Genomic DNA, 26813 nt, shown 5'->3' on the forward strand with positions numbered 1-26813 from the left:
GCCGGGATACGACCTGATGATCACGGTGGATGCCTCGCACTCGATGGAGGCGCTGGATTTCACGGTCGATGGCCGCCCGGTCAATCGCATGAGCGTGGTGCGCGGGGTCATGGGCCGCTTTATCGAAGGTCGCAGCGGCGATCGCGTCGGTCTGGTGGTCTTCGGAAGCCAGGCGTTCGTGCTCTCGCCACTGAGTCTGGACCGGCTGGCCGTGCGTCAGCTGCTCGACGGCATCGTCCCGAGCATTGCCGGCCCGGCGACGGCGCTGGGCGACGCCATCGCGCTCGGGGTGGTGAAGCTGCGCGAGCGTCCCGAGGGGTCGCGGGTCATGATCGTGCTCGCCGACGGGGACAACAATGCAGGACGTTTCGCACCAAGCGAGGCAGCGACGGTGGCCCGACAGAACGGCGTGCGCGTCTACGTGATCGGGGTCGGCAGCAAGCAGGCGAGCATCCCGATCCTCGAAGAGGGCATGGTGCGGTATCGCGACGATCTGACCATGGACGAAGGCGCCCTCGAAGAGATCGCCGAGCTGACGGGCGGGGCCTATTTCCGCGCGACCGATACCCGCGCGCTCGAGGAGATCTCGGCACGCATCGGCCAGCTCGAGAAGACCGAGGCGGAAACACGCACCGCCTACCTGCCTCAGCCGCTCTACCGCTGGCCGCTCGGACTCGCGTTGATCGCGCTGCTCGGACTCGGTGTCTTCCCCGAAGGTCGCAAGCGCTTCGTCGGGAGGACTTCGGGTGTTTGACGGCGGCTTTCACTTCGAGCAACCCCTGTGGTTCCTCGGCCTCTTGGCCTTGCTCCCGGTCGCCTATTGGCTCAAGCGCAGCGCCGCCCGCGCGGCCGAAGGCCCGCTGCACCGCTATGCCGATCCGCACCTACTGCCGCACCTGACCGGGACGCGCGATCTGCGCACCACCGAGCGTTGGGGCCGCTATCTGAGCTGGGCTCTCTTGTGGGCGCTCATCCTCACGGCGATGGCCGGCCCACGCTGGGACGCCACCGACGTACGACTCTTCCATCCGGGCAACAACCTGCTGATCTTGCTCGACATCTCCCGTTCCATGCAGGTCACCGACGTCACCCCGAACCGCCTCGGGCGCGCCCGTCACGAGATCAGCGATCTGATGCGCAAGAACCGCGAGGCGCGCCTTGGCCTGATCGTCTTCGCATCCGTGCCGCATGTCATCTCGCCGATCACCGAAGACACCCAGACGATCCTCAACGCCCTGCCCGCCCTCTCTAGCGACCTTGCCGACCCGAGCTTGCAGGGCAGTCGTGTGGGCTCCGCGCTCGTGCGGGCCGAGCAACTCCTCGCAGGCCTCCCCGAGGACAGCGCCCGCTCGATCCTCTTGATCTCGGACGGCGATTTCGAGGAGCCCGACCTCCCCGAGCAGTTCGCAGGACTCGCTGCCCGAGGGATTCGCATCCACACGCTGGGCATCGGGACGACGGAGGGCGGATTGGTGCCGGGGCCCGCCGGCGCATTCATCCGAGATCTCAGAGGCGAGCCGGTCCGCTCCTCGCTCGATTCCGCACTCTTGGTGCGTCTGGCGGAGGCCGGCGCCGGCATCCATCGGATCGCCGACTATCGTGACTCGGATTCGGACGCCATCCTGCGCGCGGTCTCGATCTCGCGCCTGCCGCCGCAATCGAGCGACGAGCGAACCCGGGTGTGGAACGAGCGCTATTGGATCCCCGTCGCCCTCGTCATGCTGCTTGTGCTGACCCGATTCCGTGCGCCGATTCGGCGGCGGAGGTCATCCACATGAGCGCCCCGTCGATCCTGCGCCACGGCGTTATTTCCCGCTCTGCCGCGGTGCTTCTCATGCTCGCCTTCTGCCTGCCGTACCCGGCAGTCGCCGGATGGTTTAAGACCTCCGAGCAGGAGGCTCTCGAGACCTATCAGGCGGGCGACTTCGACACCGCAGCGGAGTCCTTCTCCGATCCCTATCGGCAAGGCGTCGCCCTCTACCGCGCGGGGCGACTCGACGAGGCCGAACGCGCCTTCAGCGAGGCCGAGCAAGGCAAGGAAGGGCAATCGGCCCGGTACAACCTCGGCAACACCCGATTCGAGCGCGGCGACTATGCGGGAGCCGCGACGGCCTACGAGTCGGTTCTGCGCGAGGATCCGAGTCACGCGGATGCGGCTCATAACCTTGCCGTCACCAGAGCCACCTTGGCCAGGCTCGAGCAGGAGCAGTTTCGCGACGAGTCGGAACAAGAGGACGGTGAGGATCCGACACAGAGCGCCGAAGAGCGCGATCAGGCATCACAAGAAGAGCCACAGGAACAGCAAACGCCGCAGCAGCAGTCCGAGGATGAGCAGGCATCCGAAGAGGACCAGCAGCAGGGGGAGCAGCAACAGCAATCCGAGCAACAAGAATCCGAGGGTGAGGAGTCCGGCGACGAGCAAGGCGAGGACAGCGGCTCTCAGGACCAATCCTCCGACGGTTCGGGCCAGCAAAGCGAGTCGCAGGCCGAGGGTGAAGGCGGCGAGGCCGGTCAAGGGCAAGGCAGCGACGCATCCGAACCCACCGATGGCAAGTCGCAGGGAGACTCCAGCGACGCACGCGGCGCGGATGAAACGGATCACCCCGGAACGGTAGCGGACACCGCAACCGACTCGGAGGGCGGCGAGTCCGCTCAACCCGAGAGCGACAGCGATCGAGGCGACGCCGGGGATCGGACCACGCCGAAGGGCACCTCCGGCGAGGAGACCGCCTCCGAGTCCGGAAAGGACGGCGAGCCCGGCGATGTGAGCGAGGGCGGCAAGGACGAGCCATCGACCGAACCGTCCGCAACACCGCAGAACGACGAGGCCGCCGACGGCGAGGAGGATCAGACTCGAGCACTGCGAGACGAATTGCCTAGAGATGAATCATCCGGCGACGACCCGAAGGACGGGCGTGACCCGAGCCGCGGCGAGCCCGAATCACCCGACGACAGCGGCAAGGAGTCAGAGTCACCAGAGCCGGGGCGGGCAGATGCACCGGGCTCCGACCCGAGCCAGCCCGACCGCGAAGACGGTGGCACCGACGACGCCACCGGCCGGACACCCCGTCCGGGTCCGCCCGGTCCGGCAGAGGCGAAACCACCCGAGACGCTCGGCACCGAGGCCCAGCCCGAGGCCGCAGAACGTTTCGATCAACTCGGTGATCGGCCCGGCGACCGATTCGACGAGGATGCAACGGACGAACGCGGCGCGATCGATGGATCACCCGCGCTCGGTGCAGGCATGGCCGTGATGGAGCAGCGGCTCAAGCAGGTGGAAGGCGACCCGTCACTCTTGATCCGCAATCAGTATCGCCTCGAGGAGCTGCGTTGGATGCAGACGACGGGTGCGCCCGTTCTGGAGAATCGTCCGTGGTGATGCGCACCGAAAATCTCCGACGTCCCGCGACGCTGTGCGGCCTGATGATCCAGGCGTCGAGTCCGATACTTGGCCTGATTCCGATCCTGATACTGGGCCTGTCGCTGGGGTTGTTCGGGCCGGCGGCGAGCGCCTGGCCCTACGGCCATCCGGGACAACAGCCCTTCCCGCCTCAGGGACCCTACGGCCAACCTCCGCTGCAGGCCGGATCCTGGCAGTTCCGCCCCCAACCGCCGACCAATGCACAAGGCAGCCCGCCGGCCTATCCGCAGGGTGTTCCGCCGGCCTATCCGCCGGGCCAGATGCCGGCACCCGGATATGGTCAGTTCCCGGGCCAAATGTCGAACCCGATGCCGGGACAATATCCGGGGCACTATGGGGCCCAACCGCGAGCAACGCCGGCTCGGCTCGAAGCAACGCTCGACGAGCCGGAGCCCTATGTGCAGCAACCCCTGCTGCTGCGCCTTCGACTCATCACCTCGGAGAACCCCGAGGAGGCCACGCTCGACCTCCCGGCCACCGGAGACGCACTGCTGCGGCGCCTGGATGGACCGACCCCGGAGTCGCGCATTGCGGAGGGAGGCCGGCGCGAGATCGTCAACACCTTCATCCTGACCCTGATACCGCTGCGACCGGGCGGTATCGAGATTCCACCCATCAAGGTGACGGGAACCGTGCGAGGCATCGGCGGCGGCATGCAGCGCTTCGAGTCGGTGACCGACCGCCCGATTCGCCTTCAGGTTCGACCGGCCGTGAGCGCAGTGACGCCCTGGCTGCCCTTGAGATCGTTAAGTCTCAAGGCCGACATCGATCGCGAGACGACCCTGGTCCCCGGGCAGCCCGTCACGCTGGCGTTGGAGCTTATCGCTGTGGGAGGCACTGCAGCTCAGTTGCCGAGCCTGGAAGAGCAGCTCGCCGGACCGGATCACCGCGTCTATCGCGAGCAGGTGCTCACGGAAAGCGGTCTCTCGGCGGACCGCCGTGATCTGGTCGCGCGCCGCACCGAGTACTACACCCTCGTCCCTCAGTCGTCTGGTCGACTGACCCTTCCCGAGATCGGTGTCGCCTGGTGGAATACCGACTCGGGCACCCGGGAGATCGCCAGTCTGCCGATGCGCACCTTGAGCATCGGCGGCGAGAGCGGCCCCTTCGGCATGCCCTCCTCCGTCATGACCGCAGAGGACTGGAGCGTCGTCTGGCTCCCGCTGACGGGGCTTTTGCTGCTGATCGCGGGCTATTGGGGCGGCGTTTTTTATGCCACCAAGCCGCAGCCGTCAGACCGACCGCAAGCCGGCTTGGCGGCAGGACTAGCCGGCCGGTTCCGTGCATTCGGTGCCGTCCTCGGCGACCGCTGGAGTCACATCGCCCATCGCCTGCGACCCGAGCCGCTGGTCGCGCGCATGCGCGCCACCGTGGCCGCAGCACTCCCGCCGAGCAGCCGATTCCTGATGTGCGTGCGCCACGCCAATCGCGCATCGGACCCCGTCGACTGGTGCGAACGCTTCGAAGCGGATGCCCGCAGCCGGCTGCGCTTCCAAGGCGAGGTGACCCAACCCAATCTAACCCGCCTCATCCTGAGCTTACGTCCGCATGCGGATCCGGCAACCTTGGCCCGGCTGATGCCGGAGCTGGACGCCGCGCTCTACGGCGGACAGGATCTCGACTTCTCGCGATGGAAACGCGACTTCATGCGGGAAGTCGGCCGCAGCGCCGCGCTGCGTCCGCGCAAGGGCCGCGTCGCCCGGATCAAACGCGCTGCGTTGCCGGCCCTGAACCCCGGTCGTTGAGCCGCTGCGTCGTCGTAGGACGCGGTTTAGAGCACTAAATCGCGTCTCACCGGGGTCGAGGACATCTCCGAAGCCAAACGAAATGAAAACTACGCATCTCGCTCCGGACGCGGTTTAGGCCAGCTCGGCCGGATCCCTTCGATGCGAAGTCTTGCCGCTTCGGTCGGTTGAATCACCCTCGCGTCAGAGTGTCGTCAATGGAACAACGAGCAACGCCTCCTCCTGGGACGCTACGAAACGCTCGATCTCGTCCCGGGACTCCCTGAGCAGCCTAAGGATCAAATCGCTCCCGGCATTCCCGACACTCGGCCAGACCACTTTCGGAGGCGCGCCGAATCGGAAGCTGCGTTGGCGAAAATCGTTGTCCTTCGACACCAGCACGTCATCTCCCGCTTTGGCGCACTCCCACACGGTGGAATCGGCTGCACCACGTAAGCCGAGGAACTCGATCTGAGTGCTGCCTGGATAAAGATCGTTTAGTAAGGCGGGGAGCTTCGGCCTCAAGTTCTCGTCAAGCAGCAATTTCATGGGGTGCGCTCGCCGCCAGCCGGCGCTCACGCTGTGCCGCGAACACCAACACCGCGCGAAGATGCTCTGCCGTCAGACTGGGGAAATCGGAGAGAACCTCCGCGTCGCTCATACCGCCCGCCATGTACTCGAGAATGTCGTACACGGTAATCCGAGTACCGCGGATGCAGGGCTTACCGCCCCGAACGGATGGATCGATGGTGATCAGTTCGGTTAAGTCGATCAATGGCAATCCTCCTCAAATAAGAACTTCGTTCCTCGAACAAGCCTAGTCGACGTTGGTGCGGCAGCAAGAGGGAGCCCATTTCACCTCCAACCCCGCATGCACCAAAATGACTCGGTTTAGATCACCAGTCCAACTCGACGGGATCCCTGCGACGGGCGTTGATCTGAACCTCCTGCACGCGCCCGTCGGCCAAGCGAATCACCCGGTCGGCCATGTCGGCGATCACGGCGTTGTGTGTGATGACGGCCGTGGTGGTGCCGAGATCCCGGTTGATCTGCTGGATGACCTGCAAGACGCGGATGCCCGTTTTCGAATCCAAAGCCCCGGTAGGCTCGTCGCAAAGCAGCACGGCCGGGCGCTTGGCGACGGCGCGGGCGATGGCGACGCGCTGCTGCTCCCCACCGGAGAGTTGCGATGGGAAGTGGTCCAGACGGTTTTCGAGGCCGACCAGGGCAAGGGCGTCCTCCGGGGTCATGGGGTCGGGGCTGATCTCGGTGACGATGGCGACATTCTCGCGCGCGGTCAGGCTGGAGATGAGGTTGTAGAACTGGAAGACGAAGCCGACATGTCGACGCCGGAAGGCGGTCAGCGCCTTGTCGTCGGCGCCCGTCAGATCCTGATCGAGATAGCGGACCCGGCCGCCGGAGGCGCGGTCGAGTCCGCCCAGGATATTGAGCAAGGTGGATTTTCCGGAGCCCGATGCCCCGAGCATGACCACCAGCTCGCCGGCATAAAGCGCGATGTCGACGCCGCGCAGGGCTTGGATCTCGACCTCGCCCATGACGTAGGTCTTGACGAGGTTCTCGACCGCGAAGACGACTCGCAGGGGCGCGCGCGGATCGGAGGTTAGGGTCGAATCGCCGGACGCGGATTCCGTCTGTGTCATATCGACTCGCGAATGCGTTTAAACCGCGCCCGGTGCGGTATGCGTCATGTGTTGGAGTGGCTTGGCCGCGCCAGCTCCGACGACTGTCGGAGCCGGCGCGGTTTAAAGTATTAAAAAATATTAAGTTTAAAATTTTAAACCGCGTCTCACCGAGATCGAGGACATCTCCAAAGCCGAACGCAAAATGAAAATGACGCATGTCGCTCCGGACGCGGTTTAAGGCGATTGCCGAACAAGTTCCTGCATGACCCTCACCGCCGATTTTCGGGGCACGACGGGCTTTCCGCGCGCTTGGAGATGTATGCGCGTGAAGGCCGCGCCCAGCAAGAGAATCAGCGCCGAGAAATAAACCCAGAACAGGACGATCACCAGCGAGGCCGCCGCGCCGAAGGTAGACGCCTTCGCGGTGTGTGCGAGAAACAGGGTCATGCCGTAGCGCCCGATTGCGAACATCAGCGCGGTGACGATTGCGCCGATTATCACGTCCCGCCAGGAGAGGATCACGTCCGGCAGCACCTTAAAGAGCGTCGCGATGAAGGCCGTCGCGATCAGCAGTGCGATCGCCGATTGCCCGCCGATCCACAACAGATCCAAGCCCGGCAACGACAGGTCCAGGTAGGGCGCGATCGCACCGAGCGCCGAGCTGGTCACGCTGTAGAGCAACAACGCCAGGCCGATCAAGAGCACGACGAACAAGGCCAGGATTCGCGTCATGGCCATGCGTAACAGGCCGCTGCTGGCTGGGTTGGGTCTGACACCCCAGATGGTGTTGAGCGAGAACCGCAATTGGGCGAATACGGTGGTTGCGCCCACCACGACGGCGCCGATCCCGAGCAGGGTCGGCATCAAGCCCGTCGTCTCGACGCGCGACATCAAGACCGCGTGCTCGATCGCTTGAGCCGCGCCGACCCCGATGGCATCCTGCAGCCGGGCGGCAATCTCGCCTTGGGCCGCACTCTCGCCCAACACCAGGCCCAAGACCGCGGCGACGATGACCAGCGTGGGTGCGAGCGAGAACAGCGTAAAGAAGGCCAATGCGCCGGCATGACTGAAGGCGTTGTACTCGAGCCAAAGCTTTCCGGCATCGCGGGCGAGTCGGAATCGCTCGATCGATCTCGGTGCGACAGGCTTCGGGGCTTCCGTCATTGCCATTGATATCCGAGTTTGAGGAGCAGCGTGGTATCGGTGGTCAGGGCCTGATCGGACGGCCTGCTGTCGTATTCGATCTGGTATTCCAGGGCGCCGACGAACCCTCCGTCCAAGGGGACGCTCACCCCGGTCCAGGTGAGCAAGAGATCTTCGCCGGTTCCGTTGACGGCGGTGAAGCTCAGTTGACGATGGTAGAGCTCGATGCGGTCGTTCCAGAAGCGCTGCTCGTATTCGAGGCTTAACCCCGGCCCCCAATGCTCCTGATCGGCACTGTCGTAGAACTGCTCGTCGAGATGGATAGCACCGATTTCTGCGCTCAACGTGAGGTCCTCGCGCTCGAAAAACCGATACCCGATGGCCGGTCCGATCAAGGTGCGCAGCCGAAGGTCGGCAAAACGGTCTTTGTTGAACTGCAACCAACCCGATGCGAACCAGGGCGCTTGCAGGTCGTGGACATACTTGTTGAAGACCAGCCAGTTGTCTGTCAGCTTTTGGCCGCGGGAGGTTTCGTATTCGAGCTGCCCGTAGCTTTCGAGCCGACTGCGTTGTCGGCGATAGTCCAGTCGGTAGTCGATGTAGACATCGTTCGTGTGCGAGTTGCCGCGGTCGCTGGTCAGCGATGCGTTCAGTGCGCCGCCGAGTCGATATCCGCGCCCGATTTCCCAATCCTCCGGTGCGATGACCTGTACCTGCTTCGGATCCACCCGCATCGGTTGCGTGGTCGGTGGACTCGGCTGGACCCGCAACCGATCCGCGTCTCGGACGATCTCGGTGACGGCAAACAGGCGATTGTTCGTCATCACCATATCGAGAGGCTCGTCGAGTTTGACCTCGCGAACCTCTGCCCAAGCGATCTCGAGAGTCCCTGCGTAATCGGTTTGCAGTGTGAGGTGATCGCCGTCCTGGCGTACGACGCGACCGGTCAGACGGTCGCCGTTCTGCATCCTGATCTCGTCGGCCTGGGTTTCGGGATCGCCCGCAACCGCCCAGAGGACAATCCCGGCCATGAACGGGCCGCCGATCCGCATGCGCCCGTCATGCCGATCCGCGGCCCGAGCCATCAGTCGAGCCACCCGAGAACGTTGCGGGCGATCGACCAGCGCGGCTCGCGCGTGGCGTCGAGCTCGCCGAGCATCCAATAGCGATAGAGCGTGTCGATGGTGCCGTATCCCTGCGCATTGTCGAGCCAGGCGTTGAAGAAGGTCAGCAGCTGCGGATCGGCATCATGCGCCAGCGCATAGCCGAACGGGATCATGAGCGTCGGCGTCGGTATCGTCAGGTTGAAACGCGGATAGCGAATGGTCCAAGCGGCCCCTTCCTCGGCGGCCGTCAGGATGGCATCGAAGCGCGGGGGATCCTCGGTCAGGAGCGCGTCGAGGGACGCGGTATCCTTCAGGATGACCTGTTGTGCATCGGGCAGCATTCGGTCGAGAAAGCGCGGGGTCGCGCGGTTGTCGGTGGTGGCGATACGGATGTCGCCGGCTGCGGCGATGGCCTCCCAGCTCTCGAACTCGCGCCGCCGATAGTCCTTCATGATCATCCCGATCGGGCCGTCGATGACAGGTACCGTCATCGCGAAGCTCAGGGTCATCTCCGGGACGATCGGCAACAAGGACATGAAGATGTCGCAAGCACCGCGGTTGATGGATGACTCGGCGTCCGGAATCGAATCCACCGGGATGAAGTCCACCCGGGCGTCGAGCGCGCGCGCAAAGCGATGCGTCATCTCGATATCGAACCCGACCAGATCCCCGTCGCGATTGAAGAAGGACGAGGGATAGTCGCTGCGCTGATAGCAGGCACGCAGAACCCCGGTCTCCTGAATTCGGGCCAGGGTCGCTCGCGGACCGGGAGTCGTCTCGGGCGGTGTCTCGCGATAAACGGTGTGCGGCTGCGGTGCCTGCAAAAAGGAGAGCCCTTCGAGCACCTGATCCTTGGTGAAGGGTGCAACGAAGACGTAGGTATAGAAGGCACGGATCCCGACCAAGACCACCAGCACCATCACCACCGAGACGAGCGCGAAACGCACCAGGCGCCCGACGTGCACTTGCAGCGCGCCATCCATGGCATAGGCGCCGATCAGGGCGATGGCGATGATATGCATGCCGGCCAAGAGCGTGCCGAAGCGCGCGCCGATGACGTCGACCGTGATGAAGACCTGAAAGAGGTCGGCCGGCAAGCGCAGCAGATCAAAGAGAAACGGCAAGGCCAGAATGGTGCTGCCGAAGAGACTGGCGAGTCCGGCCCCGGCGATCAGCAGGTAGTCGCTGGCCGCGACGGACGCGCCGACGAACCAGCCGCCGAAGAGCACGAACATCAGGGACAGCACAAGACCAAGGTTTGGAAATGGAAAGGCCGCCGGGATCAGGATATCGATGGCGGATTCTTCCTGCTCGCTCGGCACGCCGTCCTGACCGTCGGTCTCGGCGATCAGCCGCTTGGCATCCGCCGCCAGCACGGGCAGCACGATCAGCACATTCGCCGTCGCGAATGCCGTGATCAAGGGGCCGCGAAAGGCGCGGACGACGCTCGTGTAGCTCAGCGGCGTCAGCGTCGCGATCAGCCCGGGAATGATCCAAAGGCTGAGGATCAGAGCCATTGACACATAGGTGACGATGTAGACCTGGAGTCTTGCCAGATCGCCGATGTCGATGGTACCGGCCGCCGCGGCGGTGATGGCGAACACCCCGTAAGGCGCGAGTCGACCGATGAAGCCGGTCATGGTCATCAGGGTGTCGCCGACCGTAGAGAGAAGGTCGACGAAGCGCGCCTTGTTGTTGACTCCGATCAGGGCCACACCGAACAGGATGCTGAAGACGACGACCGCCGGCACGATCGCGAAAGCCAGTGAGGCGAAGATATTCGAGGGGATATAGAGCTTGAGAAAATCGACCGCCGCGGGCTCCTGGATCTGGCTCGTACTGAAGAAGGATGCGGAGGGCCAGCTCGGGAAGGCCAAGGGGGAAGACAAGACCACTGCCAAGCCGATGATCCAGAGCAGCAGCAGCACGCCGCCGGCCTTCAGGCCAAGATGTTTGGCCTCGTCCAGGGTCAATCTGCCCAGCGAGGTGATCAGGGCGACGACCACATAGGGGATGACGGTCACCTGCAGCAAGGCGATGAAGATGTCGCCTCCGAGCTGGAGGAAGGCGACCTCCTCACCGAAGAAGACGCCGACGAGAACCCCCAAACCAAGCCCGATGAAGACCTGGGTGGCGATGCCGAGCCTGCGTCGAGGCTGTCCGTTATTCGAGCCCATGCTGATGACCTCTCCTTGGGAACGGCGCAGGCGGCGGAGACCGCGTCTTGGCCGAATCCCTTGGGCTCGATGGGTCGGACTTAGCCCGTGATGTCCGATACCCTTTTGCGAGGGTCTTGCGGAATCGATGGCCTCGTCGCGACGCTCGACGAGCGTTTCGGTTGGTTGCAGGACCCGCGACGCACCGCCCGGTCCATCGGGACCCGGCCGCATAGGATACGAGCCAACTGCAGAGGTTGAGCGGCGGTGTCGATCACCGCCTGCCCCGACTGACCGGCAGGGTTAACCCTGGATTCCGGCGAGCGTTCGGGGGTTGGTTCCGGACGCGTCGATCGCGATGCGACGAACGCGCCCGGTAAAAAACAGGTTACGGCCCGGCTTCGAGCCGATCAAGCCCTGAAACCGCACCCGGTGCGGTATGCGATGTTCTTCAATGATATCGGCCCCGGCGGACTTGACGACCGTCGGAGTCGGCGCGGTTTAAGATGTTAAGAAATAGATCAGTCTAAACCGCGTCCCCGCTAAGGGTCGTGGATGCTCTCGAGGCCGAACTCACTCGAAAAAGAGCATGTCGCTCTGGACGCGGTTTAGGCCGTCATCGCGTCGATCTCGGCGAGCAGTCGCGTGTAATCCGGCGATTCGGGTGCGGCGTAGTGGAAGTTTTTGAAGAGCCCCGTCAGCTTGTTGAAATGGTGTCGCACCGCGGTTTTGTCCTCGAAGCTACGCTCCTGCTCGACGATGCCCCAGACGCGGTCGAAGGTGAGTTTTTGGCGATCCATGGGGACCGCGCCGTCGACATCGTCGAAGGCGTCCTGCTGGAGGAAAACCATGTCGAGGAAGAGCGCCTTTTGATAGACGACATAGTCGTCCGTCGTAATGCCTTCTTCGCCCGTCACCTGCATCATCTGCTGGACGCTGTCGCCGCGGACCAGCAGATCCTTGAGTGCCTTGACGCGTTCGGTCCAGGTCGGGTCCAGGTTGCGGGCGTACCAGTCGGACAACTGCTCTAGGTAGCGCGACCAGGAGATCAGGGGATCGATCGCCGGGTAGAAGCGGCGGTATGCACGGTCGTAGGACAGACCGAGGAAGCTCTTGACCGTGCTGAGTGTCCCCTGCGTGACGGGCTCTTCGAAGTTGCCGCCGGCCGGGGAGACGGTGCCGATCATGGTCAGGCTGCCCGAGCTGCCGTCGGCGCTGCGGATCAGGCCGGCACGTTCGTAGACGCTGCGGATCGCCGATTCCAGATAGGCCGGGAAGGCCTCCTCGCCCGGGATCTCTTCCAAACGCCCCGAGGTCTCGCGCATCGCCTGCGCCCAGCGGGAGGTCGAGTCCGCCAAGAGCAGGACGTGATAGCCCATCTGGCGGTAATACTCGCCGATGGTGATGCCGGTGTAGATCGACGCCTCGCGCGCCGCGACCGGCATGGAGGAGGTGTTGCAGATGATGATGGTGCGGTCCATCAGCGAGCCGCCGGTCGCCGGGTCCTTGATGCGCGGGAACTCCTGGATGGTTTCCACCACCTCGCCTGCGCGCTCGCCGCAGGCGACGACCAGCACGATATCCACGTCCGCATGCTTGGCCAGCGAATGCTGCAGGACGGTCTTGCCGGCACCGAAGGGGCCGGGGATGCAGGCGGTACCGCCACGCGCGACCGGGAAGAAGGTGTCGATGGTGCGCATCGTCGTGATCATAGGCTCGTTCGGATAGAGCCGCTCGGTCGTGCGCGCGCGCAGCATGTGCTCGGTCAGCGGGCGGCGAACCGGCCAGCGTTGGGTCAGGTCGACAGAATGCTCCTCGCCCCCGGCGTCGCGGATGCGCGCGACCGGGGTGTCGAGCGTCACGCTCCCTTCCTGAACCCAGGTGACCTCGACCTCGCCGGCCTGGTCGAACGGCACCATGATCTTGTGGGTGAAGCGCCCCTCCGCGACCGTGCCTAGCAGGCCGCCCGCCCCCAGCCGCGCACCTTGCGAGACGGCGGGGACGAAGGACCATTTGCGCTCCCGGTCCAAGGGATCGAGATCCACACCACGCGGCAGGAAGATGCCGTGCTCGATGGCGATCTTGTCGAGCGGGCTTTGCAGGCCGTCGTAAACCTGACCCAGCAAGCCGGGGCCGAGGACGACCGACAACATCTCGCCGGTCTGCTCGACCGGGTCGCCGATGGTGATGCCGCGCGTGTCCTCGAACACCTGGACGTCGGCGGTATAGCCACGCACCCGCAGGACCTCGGCCTTGAGGCGTTCCTGGCGTCCATCCGCGGCGGCCCGCCCCGGCAGGATGAGGACCACCTCGTTCTTCATCAGGGAGCGGCGCGTCCCCTTCTCCCACCCGGCCTCGATGGTCACCAAGCTCTCCTGCACCGCTACGACACGGGCGAGCGCATCGGCCTGCGCGGGAGGCGCGGGCGGAGCCGGCGGGGCGGTCGAGTCGTCGTCGCGCATCTTGGCGAGGTCCTGTGTCGGGGAGGCGCCTGCGGATGCACGCGGCCGTTCCTCGTGCCTGGGCTTGCCTCGGGTCGTGTGTCTTGCCATGAATAGATCCAGTAGGGCGCCGACGTCGGGCCAGCGGTCGACAGGGTTAAACCGCGTCTAAACCGCGTCCAGAGCGACATGCGTCGTTTTCATTGCTCGCTTAGCTTCGGAGATTGTCTTGATCCCAGTGAGACGCGGTTTAGAGTTTAAAATTTTTCAATACTTTAAACCGCGCCAGCTCCAGCGGTCGTCACGTCTGCCGCGGCCGATCCCATCCAAAAACATCGCATACCGCACCGGGCGCGGTTTAAGTGCGTTCCGGTCGGAGCGCGGCGGCGGGCGGGCGTAGGCTCTTCTCGACCCCCGCCATCGCCTGCTCGACCAGCTCGTCGAAGCGTCGTGCGGCCTCCGCGCCGTCGTACGTCGTCCAGCGCGCGATCATGTCCCAGCGCAGGACGTAAATGACAACGGCCTCGAAATCGAGATAGTGCCCGTCGCTGCAGCTCTCCAAACGGTTCCACACCGCGCCGAGCAGCAGGCGCTCGAGATCGACGGTGGCGCCGCGTGCAAGCAGACGCTCGGCCTCGGGCAGCCAGGGAAAGGCGCGCTCGAGACCGAAGGCGGGCTCATTCCAGTGCTGCATGATCCGGCTCGTCCAGCGGCCGAATCCCCAGCGGCGGTCGCGCGGCGCGGACTCGCCGCGGTGCCGCCGCCGCAGAGCGGCGACCAGCGTGCGCATCTCCAGACGCCAGGTCACCAGATCGCGGATAAAGGGGTTCGTGATCCCGTCGATGACCTGTCTTGCTCGAACCACCGCCTGCGCGTCGCTCCGGTCGGGCTCCTGTTGCGCCCATTCCAGGAGACGTCTGGCGTGGTGCAGACAGTCCGCTTCGACCGGATCCAGCAAGGCGAGACGCTGGTTCAGTCGGATGCGCGACAAGGGGGTCTGCTTGGCACCGAAGAGCGGGCCGTGATAGGGCAACGCGCTCAGGAGCATCGCGTAACGGTCGGAGTGCGCCACGGTCGCCTCGTGTCCTTACTTCACCATGCCTTCGAGGATGGCCCGAAAGCGCGGTTGCAGATGCGCGAGCAGGGTGGCGGCGACCGTCTCGTCGGTCAGGTCGATGTGCACGTCCTTGCCCTTGAGTGCGAGCCGAATGCCCTTGCCGTCCGTTCCGGCGGCGACCCCGAAGGTCACGCCCTCGGCCAGGATGTTGCCCGCCAAGGAGAGCACGAAGTGCGACAAGGATCCTTCGCGCAGCTCCAGCGGGTTGCGACGCAGCTCCTCGGGGCTCACCAACGCCTTCGGCAACTGGACCTCGACAGCCTGTCCGGCGTCGATCCCGGCCTCCGCGCGTGCCTTGGCGGCCACTTCCAGGATCAGGCGCTCGAGGAATGCCTCCTGCTCGATCTTGGCGGCAATCAGCCGTTTGACCTCGTCGCTGAAGCGATCGGCGAGGTCGGCCTTGAGTCGCAGAACGGTGTCGCGCATGGCGATCCGCAGCGCCTCTTCGCCGCCTTTTCGCAGCGCATCGACCTCGTGTTGGGTCGCCTCGCGGATCGCCTTGGCACGGTTCTCGGCCTCACGCACGATGCGGGCGGCCTCGCGCCGTGCCTCCGTTTCGATCTTTTGTGCCTCGGCTTGACCGGTCTGCACGCCCTCGTCGCGCAGTCGCTCGATCAGCGCCTCGACACCGGAGGATGCAAGGCCCTTGAGTGCGCCCTTCTCGTCTGTGGTCATGGTGTCGCGCCCCTCGCTGCTCGTGCGGCTCATCCGGGGATCCCGCCGGCCAACACCAGCGCGAACACGAAGGCGAACACGGCAAAACCCTCGACAATGGCGGCCGGCGCCAGCGACAGACCGAAGATCTCGGGTTTGGTCTTGCTGGCGTGAATCGCCGAGGCACACGCCTGACCCTGACGCATGGCCGAGAAGAGCAACGCGAGACCCGAGAGCAGGCCGATGCCGAAGAGCGCCGGTGCGGTCACGGGTGTGACGTCGCGCTGCAGGCTGAACATGATGACGATGCCGTAGATGACCTGCGAGGATGGCATCACCGAGACGCCGATATAGCGTCCGTAACCGGAATCGGTGTCGACCATCGCCCCGATCGCCGCCTGTCCGGCCACGGAGCAGCCGATAACGCTGCCGATCGCACCCAGGGCCATGGGAGCGAACAGTCCGGCCCAGCCCAGCGCAACCACAAATTCATTCATTCGCGCAACTCCGTCCGTTTAAAGGGTTTGAAGGGGTAGCCTTCGCCGGCTAGGGCCCAGTTATAGAATTCGATGAAGTTGAGCCGCAGCCCGTGAACCACGCCGCTCATGAGCGCGAGCATCAGGTTGAGCGTGTGACCGGCCAGGAGGATCAGGATGGCGAGCAGCAGTCCCAGACCCGGCAGCTCGGTCGCGACATCGCGGGCCAAGCCGTTGAAGGTCATGGCCATCGAGGCGGAGGCCAGCCCGAGCGCGAAGAGTCGCAGATAGGAGAGCACGTCTCCGAACACCTGTGTGACCCGCACCAGGTTGCTCAGTCCGTCGAAGCCGCGCAGGGCGAGCGCCTTGACACCGTCCACGCGGCGATCGCTGCCTAAGAGCAGGACCACGGCGAGCCCGAGGCCCATCAGGACCTGCGCCGAGAGGATCACCCACTCGGGCACGCCCGCATCGCCCGCGATCCAGAGCGTAAAGCCGCCCAGCATCACGGCGATCCAGCCGAGCGCCACACGCCCCGCCGCGCGGCCGCGTTGGACGCCCGCCATTTCGAGATTGGCGAGGATCAGGTGGACCACGCCGATCCCGACCGATAGCCGCATCATGACCTCGAAGTCGTTGATATCGAGCAGATGCAGATGCCCCGGGAGACTGTCCGGTCGGGGCGCAAAACCGAAATAACTGCCGACCAGGACGCCCCAAACCACGGATGTGCCGACCAGGGCCGCGGCCAGGATGCGAAGGCGACCTCCGAGCTCGCTGGTGCCGATCTTGCGCCAATAGGCCAGCAACAGCACACCCAAGAGGGCGGCGTAGCCGGCATCGGAGAGGATCATCGCGAAGAAGGCCGCGAAGGAGAAAAACAGCACGCGCGAGGGGTCCCAAGAGTCGTAGGCCGGCATCTGGTAGAAGGCCACCAGGTCCTGGCCGGCGGCGATGGGGCCGGGGTTGTCGAGCAGGGTCGGCGGTGCGTCGTCCGGTCCGGGCGCCTCCATCAGCAGCGCCAGGCCCTGTTGCTCGGCGAACGCTTGGACCGGTGCGACCGCGTCCTCGGGTGCCCAGCCCTGCACCAGAAAGAGCGATTTCTCGTCGCGCGTCTGCGCCTGCGCATGGCGAAGCTGCGCCTCGTCCTCGGCTTGGGCGAGATGTGTCGAGATGAGATAGATCCAGCGGGTCAGGGCAACATGTTCGGCCTGAATCTCTTCAAGCTCCAGCTCGGCCGCCTCGAGACGGCGGCGGACCTCGGAGAGACTCAAGGCCCCGGCCAGGGTGCGCGGTACCGGCAAGGCGTCGCGGGGCGGCTCGTCCGGGTGGATCACCACGACCCAGGATTGACGGTTGTCGCGATGCACCACCTGCCAGGGCAGCTCGAGCGTTGCGAGATGCGCCATCTGGCGCTGCGGCACGATGTAGAACCAAAACTTGCGCCCGGCCAGATCCTGCTCGGGCGGCAGGGTGAAATCGCCCCAGGGCTCGAGCTCGCCGATACGCTCGACCAAGGCATCGCGGCAATCGCTCGTATCGCGCAGCCGTTGCTGATTCTCCAGGACGGCCGCGATGGTGCCGGGCAGATCGAACCCCGCCCGATCACGCACCTGACGACGCTTCTCGCGCATATCCTGTAAGTACCGTAGGGCCTGAAGCGCCTCGACGGCGTGGCCGGCAGGCTCCTTCTCCGGCTCTCTCGGCGCCGGTCGCAACGGGATCAGATGCAGACAGCCAAGCGTTTGGAGCTGCTCGAGGACGCCATCCTTGTCCGTGGCGAGACCAGCCAGGGTCAGGCGCGTCAGGCGTTGGATACTCATGCCGATGCCTCCCTGAGTCGTTTGCCCTTCGCGATCTTCGAGCGGACGATCGCCGCGCGCTCGGCATCGGAGAGGTGGACGCGAATCCGCTTGATGTTCTCGCGGGTACGCGGGATCAACACCTTATCGAACAGATTCACCCGCTGAGTCACCTTACGCACCGCTTCATCAAGCAAAACGAGACGCCGGTCGTGCAATGCCAGTTGCGCTTGAAGCGTCAGCATCTCGGAGAGTGCATCGACCAAGACGTCCACCCAGTGGGGCTTGCTCAAGAAGCCGTAGTCGCGCTTGACGAGATCGAGCCCTTCGAGCACGGGCAGCCGCGTTCCGAGAAGGTTCTCCTCGCCGAGGCGTGCGCCGCGCACCTGCACCAGGTCGGCCAGCGCGATCTCGCGATTGGCGAGCATGGGCAGGTTCTCGGTCACGCGCTCGCGCAGCGCCGCGATTTTGCGATGGGTCTCCGCTTGGGCCAAGACCTCTTTGGCGCGCTCGGTCATGATCTGTTTGCGCTTCAGATCGAGCGAGGGCAGGTAGCGCTCATAGGTCTGCAGCGCACGGTTCTGCTTGGCGAGCGAGGACTTGCTGAGACTGACGCGTGACATGCGATGGTCCGCTTCGCGTCAGGCCGCCGCTTGAATCGGCTCGTCGTCGACGAGCGTCGGGAGGTACTTGTCGATCAGGTTCTCCTTCATCAGCAGCTCGTCGCGATTGAAGCATTCGGCCAGGGTTTGCCAGCAGAGATCCAAGCCCTTCTCCAGCGGGATGCTGACATCGATGTCCATGAAGCGCTCCCGGAAGAGGTTCCCGAACTTGATCAAGCGGATGTCGAATTCGGACAGATCGAAGGCCATCGCCTGTTTCTGCTCGGCATCGCGGGCGCCCGAATAGAAGCGGATCATGGTGTTCATGATCTGGCTGTGGTCCTCGCGGGTGACCTTGCCGATCACGTGCTGCTTCAGGCGCGAGAGCGAGCCGAAGGGGTCGAGCATCCCGTCGTGGAGATAGAACTGACCTTCCGTGATGTAGCCGGTGTTGTCCGGCACCGGATGCGTCACGTCGCCGCCCGGCATGGTGGTCACGGTGAGGATGGTGAGTGAGCCGCCGTCCTTGAAGTCGGCGGCCTTCTCGTAACGTCGTGCAAGCTGGGAATACAGATCGCCCATGTAACCGCGATTGGACGGCACGGCCTCCATGGCGATGCCGACCTCCTTCATGGCGTCGGCATAGGCGGTCATGTCGCTCAGCAGGACGAGGACACGCTTGCCCTCCTCGACCGCGAACCGCTCCGCGACCGCAAGGGCCATATCGGGCACCAACAGGCGCTCGACCACGGGATCGGAGGCGAGGTTGACGAACATGACGGTGCGGGCGAACACGCCCGCGTCCTCGAAGCGACGCAGAAAAAAGTGATAGTCGTCGAAGATGAGCCCGAGTCCGCCGAAGACGACGATGTCTGCATCCGCCTGGATGCCGATGCGCGCGAGCAGCGCGTTGTAGGGCTCGCCGGCGACCGAGAAGATCGGGATCTTCTGACTCTCCACCAAGGAGTTGAAGATGTCGATCATGGGGACGTCGGTGCGCACCATCTTGGAGGCGAGCAAACGTCGCGCCGGGTTTGCCGAGGGGCCGTCGATCTCGATCTTGGGGTCTTGAGCGAGGCCGGGACCGGTATCGAAGGGGGTGCCGTCGCCGCGGAAAACCCGACCGAGGACATTCGGCGAGTAGGTCACGCGCATTGGATGGCCGAGGAAGCGGACCGATGCCTGCGTGGAAAGCCCTTTCGTCCCCGAAAAGACCTGAAGCGACACCAGCTCGCCTTCGAGCCTGATGACGCGCGCCATGGATTTAAAGCCGCTCGGGTCCTCGACCAATCCCAGGTCGCCGAACGCGACACGTTGGCCTTGATCCGACACCGGGGGCGGAACCAGGACCTTGAGGAGGTCGCCGACGATCTCGACGACCTTCGAGTAGCGCACGAGCGTATGGGACATCGAACGTCTTTCCCCGCGTGTTTAAACCGCGCCCAGCGCAGTATGTGATGTTCTCGGATGGAATCGGCCTCGGCAGACTCGACGATTATCGGTGCCGGCGCGGTTTAAAGTTTCGAGAAAACAAAAACTAAACCGCGTCTCCACAAGGGTCGGAAACATCCCCAAGCCCGACACAACATGAAAATGACGCATATCGCTCTGGACGCGGTTTAGGTGCCTCTTTCAGGTCATGGAAGTTGCGCGACTGTGAATCCTCGGATCCCGAGTCTATGCGGCGCTGATTCAAGGATCAAATTAAACTCGATGTGAGGATCGTCACTTCGCCCTGGTCTTCGTGCGGTGTCCGGGGTCGTGCAAGGGGCCGCGTCATGGAAGCCGAGGCGTCTCGCCGCAGCGTTCCGCCCGATCGCGAGTGCCCCGAAGGAAGGCCGATAGCGGCTAGGCGCAGCAGCCCATCAAGACTCCCGCAACGCCGTCGTCACCGGAAGCCTCGCAGCGCGAAGCGCCGGGAAGATGCCTCCGATGAATCCGATGCCGAGCGCCCACTGCAGGCCGCGGATCAGGAGCTCCGGTGTCACTTGAAACTGGAAGACGACCTGGCTGAAATTGGACCCCAAGGTCGAGACCGTGAAACCGTGAAACAAGGCCCAGGCGATTCCGGCCCCGAGGATCCCGCCGGCACAGGCTAGGGCCATGGTCTCGAGCATGATTGCCACGACGACCGGCAGTCCGGTGAAGCCCAGCGCGCGCAAGGTGGCGATCTCGCGCGCGCGACTCGCCACGGCCGCATACATGGTGTTGAGCGCACCGAAGACCGCCCCGAGCGCCATCATGACGGCGACCCCGATACCGACCGCCCGAATCACCCGCGTAAGCCGCTCCGACTGCTTGCCGTAGTAAGCGCGCGTGCTCTCCACATCGACCCTCAAGCGCGGGTCGGCGCTCAATGCGGTGCGAAGGCGCTCGATGGCCGCCGGCTCGGTCAACCGCACGGCGACGGACTGAAAGCCGTTGCGCCGGTAGGCCGCCGCGATGGATTCGGCGTCTCCCCAGACCTCCGACTCGTGCGTATCGCCCGAGGCGAAGACGCCGACGATGCGCCAGTCCTGGTTGTTGAGGACGATGCTGTCGCCGATCTCGAGTCCGCTGAACTGCTGCAGCGCGCCCTGACCGACGATCAGCTCGCGCAGTCCCGGCCGGAAGCGGCGGCCTTGGACGACACGTACCTGCGGACGGATTTGCCAGGCCGCCGGCCCGACGCCGCGGACCTCGAGATTCGCATCCGTCCCCGTCGTGCGCTTCGGGACGCTGGCCACGACCACCACCTCAACCGATGCGACGGGGCGGTCGTTCGCGTCGCGCTTGATGCCCGGCGCCTGGATGATCAGCGTAGCGGAGGGTCGATCGAGCGCCGAGGAGAGCTCGGCATTGGCCGCGGCGCGCAGCACCAGCGCCGTGTCGTCGCTGCCCGCACCCGTGAGCGTCGCCTCGAACCCCGCCGCCATCGCCTGCAAAGCGACCAGAACACCGACCACGCCGGCGATACCGACCACCACGACCGAGGTCGCCCCGAGACGCTCGGGTACGGTGCTCAACCCGACCCGCGCGACGGCGAGCGCCTGCCGCCCGGTTCGCGTCAGTGCCAGCCAGCCGACGAAGACCAACGCGAGCGCGATCACGAGCGTCGGGGCCAGGATCCAAATCCCGAAGAAGGCTGCGACGGCGAGTCCCGCGGCGACCGTCGGCAAGGTCGACCGCAGTTGAGCCAGGTCAACGCCCGACGCTGTCGGTCGCTCGCTCATCGGCCCGCCAACGCATCGACGATCCCCAGGCGCATCGCCTTGAGCGCCGGCGGCAGCCCGACCAGGATGCCGATGGTCGCCATCAGCCCGACCCCCAGCAACCAGCTCTCCGGACGCATCGCAACATCGAGCTGTCCGGAGCTGGCCTCGCCGATCACCGGAAGGGCTAGGGCGGCGAGCACGAGGCCGATCAGCCCCCCGAGCAGAAGCAGCACGAGCGCCTCGGCCATGACGAGTAGAAGAACCGCACGGTTGGTGAACCCCAATGTCTTGAGCACCGCCAGCTCGGGAATCCGCTCGCGGATGGATTGCGCCATGGTATTGCCGGTAAGCAGCACCAGGGTGAAGAAGACCGCCGCCATGATCGCCGTGACGATGAGCCCGATGTCGCCGATCTGTTTCGCGAAGGAGAGCTGGAACTCCCGCTCGCTCTGGGTGCGGGTCTCGAAGGCGGAATTGGTGAACTGGCGGTCGATCGCCTGCGCGATCCGGTCGGCCTGCGACGCGTCCTCGACCCGCACGATGTACCAGCCGACCGTGCCTTGCCCGATCTCGCGCCCTTCGTCGAAATAGGTGTGGTGAAACAACATCTGCTTCTCGGAGCCGCGAAGCTCAGGCTGGGCGGCCTCGAAGATGCCGACCAGGTCGAACGTCCAGACCTCTCCGCCGTCGCGATGCGGGTAGATGGTCGGGCGCAACGGGATCTTGTCGCCGACCTTCCAGCCGTGCAGATCCGCAAGCGCCCGCCCGACGATCGCCCCGGTACGCATCTTGAGAAAGGCTTGGCGCTGCGCCTGCGGCAGGACCAGCTCCGGATACATGTCGAGATAGCTCTGGGGCTCGACCGGGAAGTTCGGGAAGAAGTTCTTCGGATCCTGATAAATGCCGCCGAACCAGCTCGCATAGGTCACCGCCTTCACGCCGGGCGTCGACTGGATCCGGGCCAAATCTGCGTAAGGCAAGGGCTGGATCAGCGAGAGGCGCGAGGAGGTAATGAGCCGATCGATCCCGATCACGCTCTGAGGCGCGTTGAACGCCACCCGCACCGCATCCAGCATTCCGAACAGCGCAAAGGCCGCCGCCACCGAAAGCAGCGTGAGCAAGGTGCGCGTCTTCTTGCGCATGAGCGCTGCGAAGAGAAGAGGGAGATATTTCATCGCGAGGAGACCCTCAGGCCACCAGCCACCGACCAACAAAAATCGGGAACAACGCGTAGGATGGGTAGAGCGCAGCGAAACCCATCCTCCCCGCTCCGACGTCCCGATTCCCGCTCCCGTGGAGCGCAGCGAAACCCATCCTCCCCGCTCCGACGCCCCGATTCCCGCTCCCGTGGAGCGCAGCGAAACCCATCCTTCACGCTCCGATCTCAGCCTGCTCGACCAAAATCCCCTTATCCAAATGAAGGACACGTCGCGCAAACTCGGCCGCTTTCGGGTCGTGTGTCACCATGATCATGGTCTTGCCGTATTCGCGGTTGAGCCGCTGCAGGAGGGTCAGCACCTCCTCGGCCGAGTGCCGGTCGAGATCCCCCGTGGGCTCGTCGCAAACCAAAAGCGTCGGATCCGACACGATCGCCCGGGCGATGGCGACGCGCTGCTGCTGACCGCCGGAGAGCTCGTTGGGCTTGTGCGATGCGCGGTCGGCGAGTCCGACCAGATCGAGCGCAATTGCCGCGTTGCGCCGACGCCGTGCCGCGGACAGCCGGGTCAGCAAGAGCGGCAGCTCAACGTTCTTCTGCGCCGAGAGTGCCGGCAGGAGATTGTAGAACTGGAAGACGAAGCCGACATTGGCCGCCCGCCAGCGTGCCAGTTCGGTCGACGACATCCGGTCGATCCGATGTCCGGCGACGCTTAAAGAGCCTTCGGTCGGCAGATCCAGTCCTGCAATCATGTTGAGCAGCGTGCTCTTGCCCGATCCGGACGGCCCCATCAAGGCGAGAAAATCGCCCTCCGGGATATCCAGGTCGACATGATGCAGGACCTCGATGCGTTGTCTTCCCCGCTCGTAGACCTTGCTGACGCCGCGGATCGCGACCAAGGGTTCGGGGGTCGGGGGCATCTCTGACATGGGTTCGGACCGGCGCTTCAATCCGGTCTGGTCGGCGTCACGGCGTTTCAACCTCACCTCGCGTCGACACCCGCATGCCGTCGGCCAATGCGAGCGGCGGATCGCGCACGACGCGCTCGCCTTCGATCAGGCCCTGCTCGACGCGGCGTCGATCGCCGATCTCCTCGCCGGGGGTCACCTTGCGTTCACGGACATGATCGCCGTCCAGGACGAAGACAACGCTGCCGTCGTCATGGCCCCGGATCGCGCTCGCGGGGATCAGCACCCCCTCGGTCGCGCCGTCCGAGACCTCGGTCTCGTCCCGAAGAAAGGATACCCGCACGCCCATCTCCGGGATCAGGCGCGGGTCCTTCGCATCGATCCGGATCCGCACCCGCACCGTCGCCTTGCTGCGGTCCGCCGTGGGGATGATCGCGATCACCGATGCCGGGATCGTCCAATCCGGGTAGGCGTCGAGGACCGCCTGCACCGGTTGATCGGGTCTGACGCGATTGATGAACGCCTCGTTGACGTCGACCTCGATCTCGAGCGAGTCCATATCCACGATGGTCCCGATGCCCGTGCGGGTGAAGCCGCCGCCGGCCGACATCGGCGAGACGATCTCGCCGGGCTGGGCGGCCTTCGCGACGATCACGCCGGCGAAGGGCGCCCGCACGACCGTGTTGTCGTACGCGACCTGCGCGACCGCGACCTCGGCCTCGGACACCCGCACCTGACTGCGCTGCGCCTCGAGCTGCGCCGAGAGGGTCTCGACCTGCGTCGAGGCGGTTTCGAGCGCCTCCTCCGAGGCCAGCTTGCGCGCGCGCAGCTCCGTCTGGCGTTTGAGCCCCCGTCGGTTCTGCTCGAGTTGAACCTGAATCTCGCCGAGCCGGGCTTGGGCCGCGGCCAGGCGTGCCCGCGCGAGATCGAGCTGTGCCTTCGCGTCGGTGTCGTCGAGACGTGCAAGCAGTTGATCCGCTTCGACCTGAACACCTTCCTCGATCAACACCTCGGCAAGCTTGCCCGAGATCTTGCTCGACACCGTCGCCTGGCGGCGGGCGATCACATAGCCGGTCGCATCCAAGACGGCCTCCGGACCCGCGGACGGCGCCTGCGCGATCACGACATCCACCGGGACCGGACTTTCGGAGAACACAGAGTAGGCCGCGCCGCCGAGCGCACCGGCCGCGAGGATCGCGAGAACGAGCCAAAGCCCGCGGTGACCGCCGCCATCACGGTCGGCGCGATCGATACGAAGCTCTTTGAGAGGGTCTTGCTCCGACATGAGTCCGTCCGAAGAGGGATGGTGCCCGGGGCGGGACTCGAACCCGCATGACCGAAGTCGAGGGATTTTAAGTCCCTTGCGTCTACCAGTTTCGCCACCCGGGCGCGGCGTGAGGCTTTCGGCTGTCGGATAAGTCGGCCTTCCGGTGCGTCGTACGATCCTTGTTGCACCAAGGGGCGACATCATCCGAGTCGACGATCGACGAAGAGTTCCGGGAAGGGTACCTGCGGGGGTTGATGATGGAGGCTGAGCCCGGAATCGAACCGGGGTGCACGGCTTTGCAGGCCGCTGCATGACCACTCTGCCACTCAGCCCGAGCCGGAAAGTATAGTCGTGCCGTGCGTGCTTGTCACGGGCTTGCGGTGGCGAGAAAACGCTGACGCGAGTCGGCCGATGACGCGGACAAGGAATTTTGCGTTGCGTCGAATCGCGAAAACATGTTAGCTTTCCGCTTCTTTCTACCCCGAAGCACGACCTCCGAATTCTAGGGATTCCGCCATGTCCAAGGTATGCCAGGTCACCGGTAAGCGCCCGATTACCGGCAATAACGTCTCTCACGCGAACAACAAGACGAAACGCCGTTTTCTGCCGAATCTCCACGACCACCGGTTTTGGGTCGAGAGCGAGAAGCGCTGGGTCAAGCTGCGGGTCTCCACGAAGGGCATGCGCATCATCGACAAGCGCGGGATCGACACCGTGCTCGGCGAGATCCGCGCACGCGGCGACAAGGTCTAACCGGAGGGCACACCATGGCCAAGGCAGCACGCGATAAGATCCGGCTCAATTCCAGCGCCGGTACCGGTCATTTTTACACGACCACCAAGAACAAACGCAATCAGCCCGGCAAGATGGAGATCAAGAAGTTTGATCCCGTCATCCGGCAGCACGTGATGTATAAGGAAGGCAAGATCAAGTAGCGCCTTCCATCGCCGCGGAGCCTTCGACTCTTACCGAGTCGCCGTGCTCGTGCCGGCACTTGAAAATAAGCCCGCGCAAGCGGGTTCTTTTTTTGGCGCCGGCTTCTGCGTGGCACGCTCGCCATCGCGCCATCCCCCGTGCGACGTCGGCTGCTGGTTTTGTCTCGGCGGCCGGCACTTGTGGATCTCGGAACCGACCTCGGGACCTTGATAGCCGTACCGTCTCCCGCCGGGTTTGGGCTCAGCCATCAGCGTCGGCGGTGGCCGACTCGCATAGCGACGCCTCGGCGGACAACACGACACGCGTTGATTCAGATTCCCACCTATCCCCGACTCAATCCTCACGACTCGCCACTTTCCCCATGACCCCTGAATTTTGGCTCGACCGTTGGCATCACGGCGAAATCGGGTGGCATCTCCCCGAGATCAACGTGCATCTGCAGGAGTTCTGGCCCGGTCTTGGCCTCGTACCCGAGACCCTGGTCTTCGTCCCGCTCTGCGGCAAGACACTCGACCTTCTCTGGCTCGTCAGCCGGGGGCACGCCGTCGTCGGGGTGGAGATCAGTGAGCTGGGCGTGAAGGAGTTCTTTGCCGAAAACGGGCTGGACCCGCGCGTCACGGACACACCGCCGTTTCGCACTTACGCGGTCGACGAGCTGCGGGTGCTCGTCGGCGACTACTTCGACCTCACGCCTGCACATTTGGAAGGTGTCGGCGCCGTCTTCGATCGCGCGTCGCTGATCGCCCTCCCCCCGCAGATGCGCCCGGCCTACGCCGAGCACTTCAAGACCATTGTGCCCGCGACCGCAAAGAGCCTCTTGATCACGCTCGATTACGATCAGGCCGAGATGTCCGGCCCACCCTTCTCGGTCGGCCGCGAAGAGGTTCAAACCCGTTTCGGGGATCGTTACAGCATCGAGCCCCTGGCGCATTTCGACGTGATCGACGAGTCACCGAACTTTCGCCGACGCGGCCTCACCGCGCTCGCCGAGCACGTATGGAAGCTCGAGCCGCGTCCCTGAGACGCCGCAGGTGATGAAACGCCTTCTGCTGGTGCTGCTTGCCCTC

At 64.7% G+C, this 26813-nt stretch carries 24 protein-coding genes and 2 tRNA genes; 7 read left to right on the top strand and 19 right to left on the bottom strand.

What is annotated here, in order from left to right:
• The 4 genes from GPT33_RS06200 to GPT33_RS06215 all read left to right on the top strand — a co-directional run.
• Positions 1 to 754 (top strand): VWA domain-containing protein (locus GPT33_RS06200; protein ID WP_296806482.1); only part of this gene is annotated, 754 nt, incomplete at its 5' end.
• Entirely contained in the window at positions 747 to 1778 is a 1032-nt protein-coding gene (locus GPT33_RS06205; protein ID WP_296806484.1) for a VWA domain-containing protein, read from the top strand. The genes GPT33_RS06200 and GPT33_RS06205, both read left to right, overlap by 8 nt.
• On the top strand, positions 1775 to 3379 hold the full coding sequence (locus tag GPT33_RS06210; RefSeq protein WP_296806486.1) for a tetratricopeptide repeat protein: 1605 nt from the start codon (positions 1775 to 1777) through the stop codon (positions 3377 to 3379). The genes GPT33_RS06205 and GPT33_RS06210 overlap by 4 nt, the downstream gene beginning before the upstream one ends.
• On the top strand, positions 3376 to 5166 hold the full coding sequence (locus GPT33_RS06215) for a hypothetical protein (protein ID WP_296806488.1): 1791 nt from the start codon (positions 3376 to 3378) through the stop codon (positions 5164 to 5166). The genes GPT33_RS06210 and GPT33_RS06215 overlap by 4 nt, the downstream gene beginning before the upstream one ends.
• Positions 5167 to 5349: 183 nt before the next feature.
• On the opposite strand, the gene GPT33_RS06220 is transcribed toward GPT33_RS06215, so the two are convergent.
• The 19 genes from GPT33_RS06220 to GPT33_RS06310 all read right to left on the bottom strand — a co-directional run bounded on the left by GPT33_RS06220 (position 5350) and on the right by GPT33_RS06310 (position 25142).
• Positions 5350 to 5694, bottom strand: coding sequence for a DUF5615 family PIN-like protein (locus GPT33_RS06220; protein WP_296806490.1), 345 nt, complete (start codon positions 5692 to 5694; stop codon positions 5350 to 5352).
• On the bottom strand, positions 5678 to 5917 hold the full coding sequence (locus GPT33_RS06225; RefSeq protein ID WP_296806521.1) for a DUF433 domain-containing protein: 240 nt from the start codon (positions 5915 to 5917) through the stop codon (positions 5678 to 5680). The genes GPT33_RS06220 and GPT33_RS06225 overlap by 17 nt, the downstream gene beginning before the upstream one ends.
• Positions 5918 to 6041: 124 nt before the next feature.
• Entirely contained in the window at positions 6042 to 6701 is a 660-nt protein-coding gene (locus tag GPT33_RS06230) for an ABC transporter ATP-binding protein (RefSeq protein ID WP_296806523.1), read from the bottom strand.
• A 321-nt stretch (positions 6702 to 7022) separates the two neighbouring features.
• Positions 7023 to 7952, bottom strand: coding sequence for a YihY/virulence factor BrkB family protein (locus tag GPT33_RS06235; protein ID WP_296806492.1), 930 nt, complete (start codon positions 7950 to 7952; stop codon positions 7023 to 7025).
• Positions 7949 to 9016 carry a DUF481 domain-containing protein gene (locus GPT33_RS06240; RefSeq protein WP_296806494.1) on the bottom strand — a complete coding sequence of 356 codons (1068 nt, stop codon included), beginning with the start codon at positions 9014 to 9016 and terminating at the stop codon, positions 7949 to 7951. The genes GPT33_RS06235 and GPT33_RS06240 overlap by 4 nt, the downstream gene beginning before the upstream one ends.
• Entirely contained in the window at positions 9016 to 11214 is a 2199-nt protein-coding gene (locus tag GPT33_RS06245; RefSeq protein ID WP_296806496.1) for a cation:dicarboxylase symporter family transporter, read from the bottom strand. The genes GPT33_RS06240 and GPT33_RS06245 overlap by 1 nt, the downstream gene beginning before the upstream one ends.
• 587 nt (positions 11215 to 11801) lie before the next feature.
• Positions 11802 to 13655 (bottom strand): V-type ATP synthase subunit A, encoded by a 1854-nt coding sequence (locus tag GPT33_RS06250; protein WP_296806525.1) that lies wholly within the window; start codon positions 13653 to 13655, stop codon positions 11802 to 11804.
• Between the two features lie 337 nt (positions 13656 to 13992).
• Positions 13993 to 14706 carry a DUF2764 family protein gene (locus GPT33_RS06255; RefSeq protein WP_296806498.1) on the bottom strand — a complete coding sequence of 238 codons (714 nt, stop codon included), beginning with the start codon at positions 14704 to 14706 and terminating at the stop codon, positions 13993 to 13995.
• A 15-nt stretch (positions 14707 to 14721) separates the two neighbouring features.
• Positions 14722 to 15459, bottom strand: a complete 738-nt coding sequence (locus GPT33_RS06260; protein ID WP_296806500.1) for a hypothetical protein — start codon at positions 15457 to 15459, stop codon at positions 14722 to 14724.
• Positions 15456 to 15902 (bottom strand): ATP synthase subunit C, encoded by a 447-nt coding sequence (locus tag GPT33_RS06265; protein WP_296806502.1) that lies wholly within the window; start codon positions 15900 to 15902, stop codon positions 15456 to 15458. Before GPT33_RS06265 ends, GPT33_RS06260 begins: the two co-directional genes overlap by 4 nt.
• Positions 15899 to 17704, bottom strand: coding sequence for a V-type ATPase 116kDa subunit family protein (locus GPT33_RS06270; protein ID WP_296806504.1), 1806 nt, complete (start codon positions 17702 to 17704; stop codon positions 15899 to 15901). The genes GPT33_RS06265 and GPT33_RS06270 overlap by 4 nt, the downstream gene beginning before the upstream one ends.
• Entirely contained in the window at positions 17701 to 18306 is a 606-nt protein-coding gene (locus GPT33_RS06275) for a V-type ATP synthase subunit D (protein ID WP_296806506.1), read from the bottom strand. The genes GPT33_RS06270 and GPT33_RS06275 overlap by 4 nt, the downstream gene beginning before the upstream one ends.
• Positions 18307 to 18324: 18 nt before the next feature.
• Positions 18325 to 19695, bottom strand: coding sequence for a V-type ATP synthase subunit B (locus tag GPT33_RS06280; RefSeq protein ID WP_296806508.1), 1371 nt, complete (start codon positions 19693 to 19695; stop codon positions 18325 to 18327).
• Between the two features lie 455 nt (positions 19696 to 20150).
• The gene (locus GPT33_RS06285; RefSeq protein ID WP_296806509.1) at positions 20151 to 21497 is read right to left on the bottom strand and encodes an ABC transporter permease; all 1347 of its coding nucleotides are present in this window, start codon (positions 21495 to 21497) and stop codon (positions 20151 to 20153) included.
• The gene (locus tag GPT33_RS06290; RefSeq protein WP_296806511.1) at positions 21494 to 22654 is read right to left on the bottom strand and encodes an FtsX-like permease family protein; all 1161 of its coding nucleotides are present in this window, start codon (positions 22652 to 22654) and stop codon (positions 21494 to 21496) included. The genes GPT33_RS06285 and GPT33_RS06290 overlap by 4 nt, the downstream gene beginning before the upstream one ends.
• A 196-nt stretch (positions 22655 to 22850) precedes the next feature.
• The gene (locus tag GPT33_RS06295) at positions 22851 to 23555 is read right to left on the bottom strand and encodes an ABC transporter ATP-binding protein (protein ID WP_296806513.1); all 705 of its coding nucleotides are present in this window, start codon (positions 23553 to 23555) and stop codon (positions 22851 to 22853) included.
• 46 nt (positions 23556 to 23601) lie between these two features.
• Complete coding sequence (locus GPT33_RS06300; protein ID WP_296806515.1) at positions 23602 to 24828, bottom strand: efflux RND transporter periplasmic adaptor subunit; 1227 nt, start codon at positions 24826 to 24828, stop codon at positions 23602 to 23604.
• Positions 24829 to 24847: 19 nt separating this feature from the next.
• Positions 24848 to 24932 (bottom strand) — tRNA-Leu (locus tag GPT33_RS06305).
• Between the two features lie 136 nt (positions 24933 to 25068).
• Positions 25069 to 25142: transfer RNA gene (locus GPT33_RS06310), tRNA-Cys, on the bottom strand.
• 184 nt (positions 25143 to 25326) lie between these two features.
• On the opposite strand from GPT33_RS06310, the gene rpmB reads away from it, so the two are divergent.
• The 3 genes from rpmB (at position 25327) to GPT33_RS06325 (ending at position 26767) form a co-directional block, all read left to right on the top strand.
• Entirely contained in the window at positions 25327 to 25563 is a 237-nt protein-coding gene (gene rpmB, locus GPT33_RS06315) for a 50S ribosomal protein L28 (RefSeq protein WP_120798017.1), read from the top strand.
• A gap of 14 nt (positions 25564 to 25577) precedes the next feature.
• The gene (gene rpmG / locus GPT33_RS06320; protein ID WP_007193702.1) at positions 25578 to 25745 is read left to right on the top strand and encodes a 50S ribosomal protein L33; all 168 of its coding nucleotides are present in this window, start codon (positions 25578 to 25580) and stop codon (positions 25743 to 25745) included.
• A gap of 362 nt (positions 25746 to 26107) precedes the next feature.
• Entirely contained in the window at positions 26108 to 26767 is a 660-nt protein-coding gene (locus GPT33_RS06325; RefSeq protein WP_296806519.1) for a thiopurine S-methyltransferase, read from the top strand.
• The last annotated feature ends 46 nt before the right edge of the window (positions 26768 to 26813 follow it).

The organism is Thiocapsa sp. (assembly GCF_011390875.1).
Lineage (GTDB): Bacteria > Pseudomonadota > Gammaproteobacteria > Chromatiales > Chromatiaceae > Thiocapsa.

Bases quoted from the DNA above. Each gene is read 5' to 3' on its own strand.
- GPT33_RS06210 (WP_296806486.1), top strand. From the start codon at position 1,775: ATGAGCGCCCCGTCGATCCTGCGCCACGGCGTTATTTCCCGCTCTGCC.
- GPT33_RS06220 (WP_296806490.1), bottom strand. From the start codon at position 5,694: ATGAAATTGCTGCTTGACGAGAACTTGAGGCCGAAGCTCCCCGCCTTA.
- GPT33_RS06230 (WP_296806523.1), bottom strand. From the start codon at position 6,701: ATGGGCGAGGTCGAGATCCAAGCCCTGCGCGGCGTCGACATCGCGCTT.
- GPT33_RS06235 (WP_296806492.1), bottom strand. From the start codon at position 7,952: ATGACGGAAGCCCCGAAGCCTGTCGCACCGAGATCGATCGAGCGATTC.
- GPT33_RS06240 (WP_296806494.1), bottom strand. From the start codon at position 9,016: ATGGCTCGGGCCGCGGATCGGCATGACGGGCGCATGCGGATCGGCGGC.
- GPT33_RS06245 (WP_296806496.1), bottom strand. From the start codon at position 11,214: ATGGGCTCGAATAACGGACAGCCTCGACGCAGGCTCGGCATCGCCACC.
- GPT33_RS06250 (WP_296806525.1), bottom strand. From the start codon at position 13,655: ATGCGCGACGACGACTCGACCGCCCCGCCGGCTCCGCCCGCGCCTCCC.
- GPT33_RS06260 (WP_296806500.1), bottom strand. From the start codon at position 15,459: ATGAGCCGCACGAGCAGCGAGGGGCGCGACACCATGACCACAGACGAG.
- GPT33_RS06265 (WP_296806502.1), bottom strand. From the start codon at position 15,902: ATGAATGAATTTGTGGTTGCGCTGGGCTGGGCCGGACTGTTCGCTCCC.
- GPT33_RS06270 (WP_296806504.1), bottom strand. From the start codon at position 17,704: ATGAGTATCCAACGCCTGACGCGCCTGACCCTGGCTGGTCTCGCCACG.
- GPT33_RS06275 (WP_296806506.1), bottom strand. From the start codon at position 18,306: ATGTCACGCGTCAGTCTCAGCAAGTCCTCGCTCGCCAAGCAGAACCGT.
- GPT33_RS06280 (WP_296806508.1), bottom strand. From the start codon at position 19,695: ATGTCCCATACGCTCGTGCGCTACTCGAAGGTCGTCGAGATCGTCGGC.
- GPT33_RS06285 (WP_296806509.1), bottom strand. From the start codon at position 21,497: ATGAGCGAGCGACCGACAGCGTCGGGCGTTGACCTGGCTCAACTGCGG.
- GPT33_RS06290 (WP_296806511.1), bottom strand. From the start codon at position 22,654: ATGAAATATCTCCCTCTTCTCTTCGCAGCGCTCATGCGCAAGAAGACG.
- GPT33_RS06295 (WP_296806513.1), bottom strand. From the start codon at position 23,555: ATGCCCCCGACCCCCGAACCCTTGGTCGCGATCCGCGGCGTCAGCAAG.
- GPT33_RS06300 (WP_296806515.1), bottom strand. From the start codon at position 24,828: ATGTCGGAGCAAGACCCTCTCAAAGAGCTTCGTATCGATCGCGCCGAC.
- rpmB (WP_120798017.1), top strand. From the start codon at position 25,327: ATGTCCAAGGTATGCCAGGTCACCGGTAAGCGCCCGATTACCGGCAAT.
- rpmG (WP_007193702.1), top strand. From the start codon at position 25,578: ATGGCCAAGGCAGCACGCGATAAGATCCGGCTCAATTCCAGCGCCGGT.
- GPT33_RS06325 (WP_296806519.1), top strand. From the start codon at position 26,108: ATGACCCCTGAATTTTGGCTCGACCGTTGGCATCACGGCGAAATCGGG.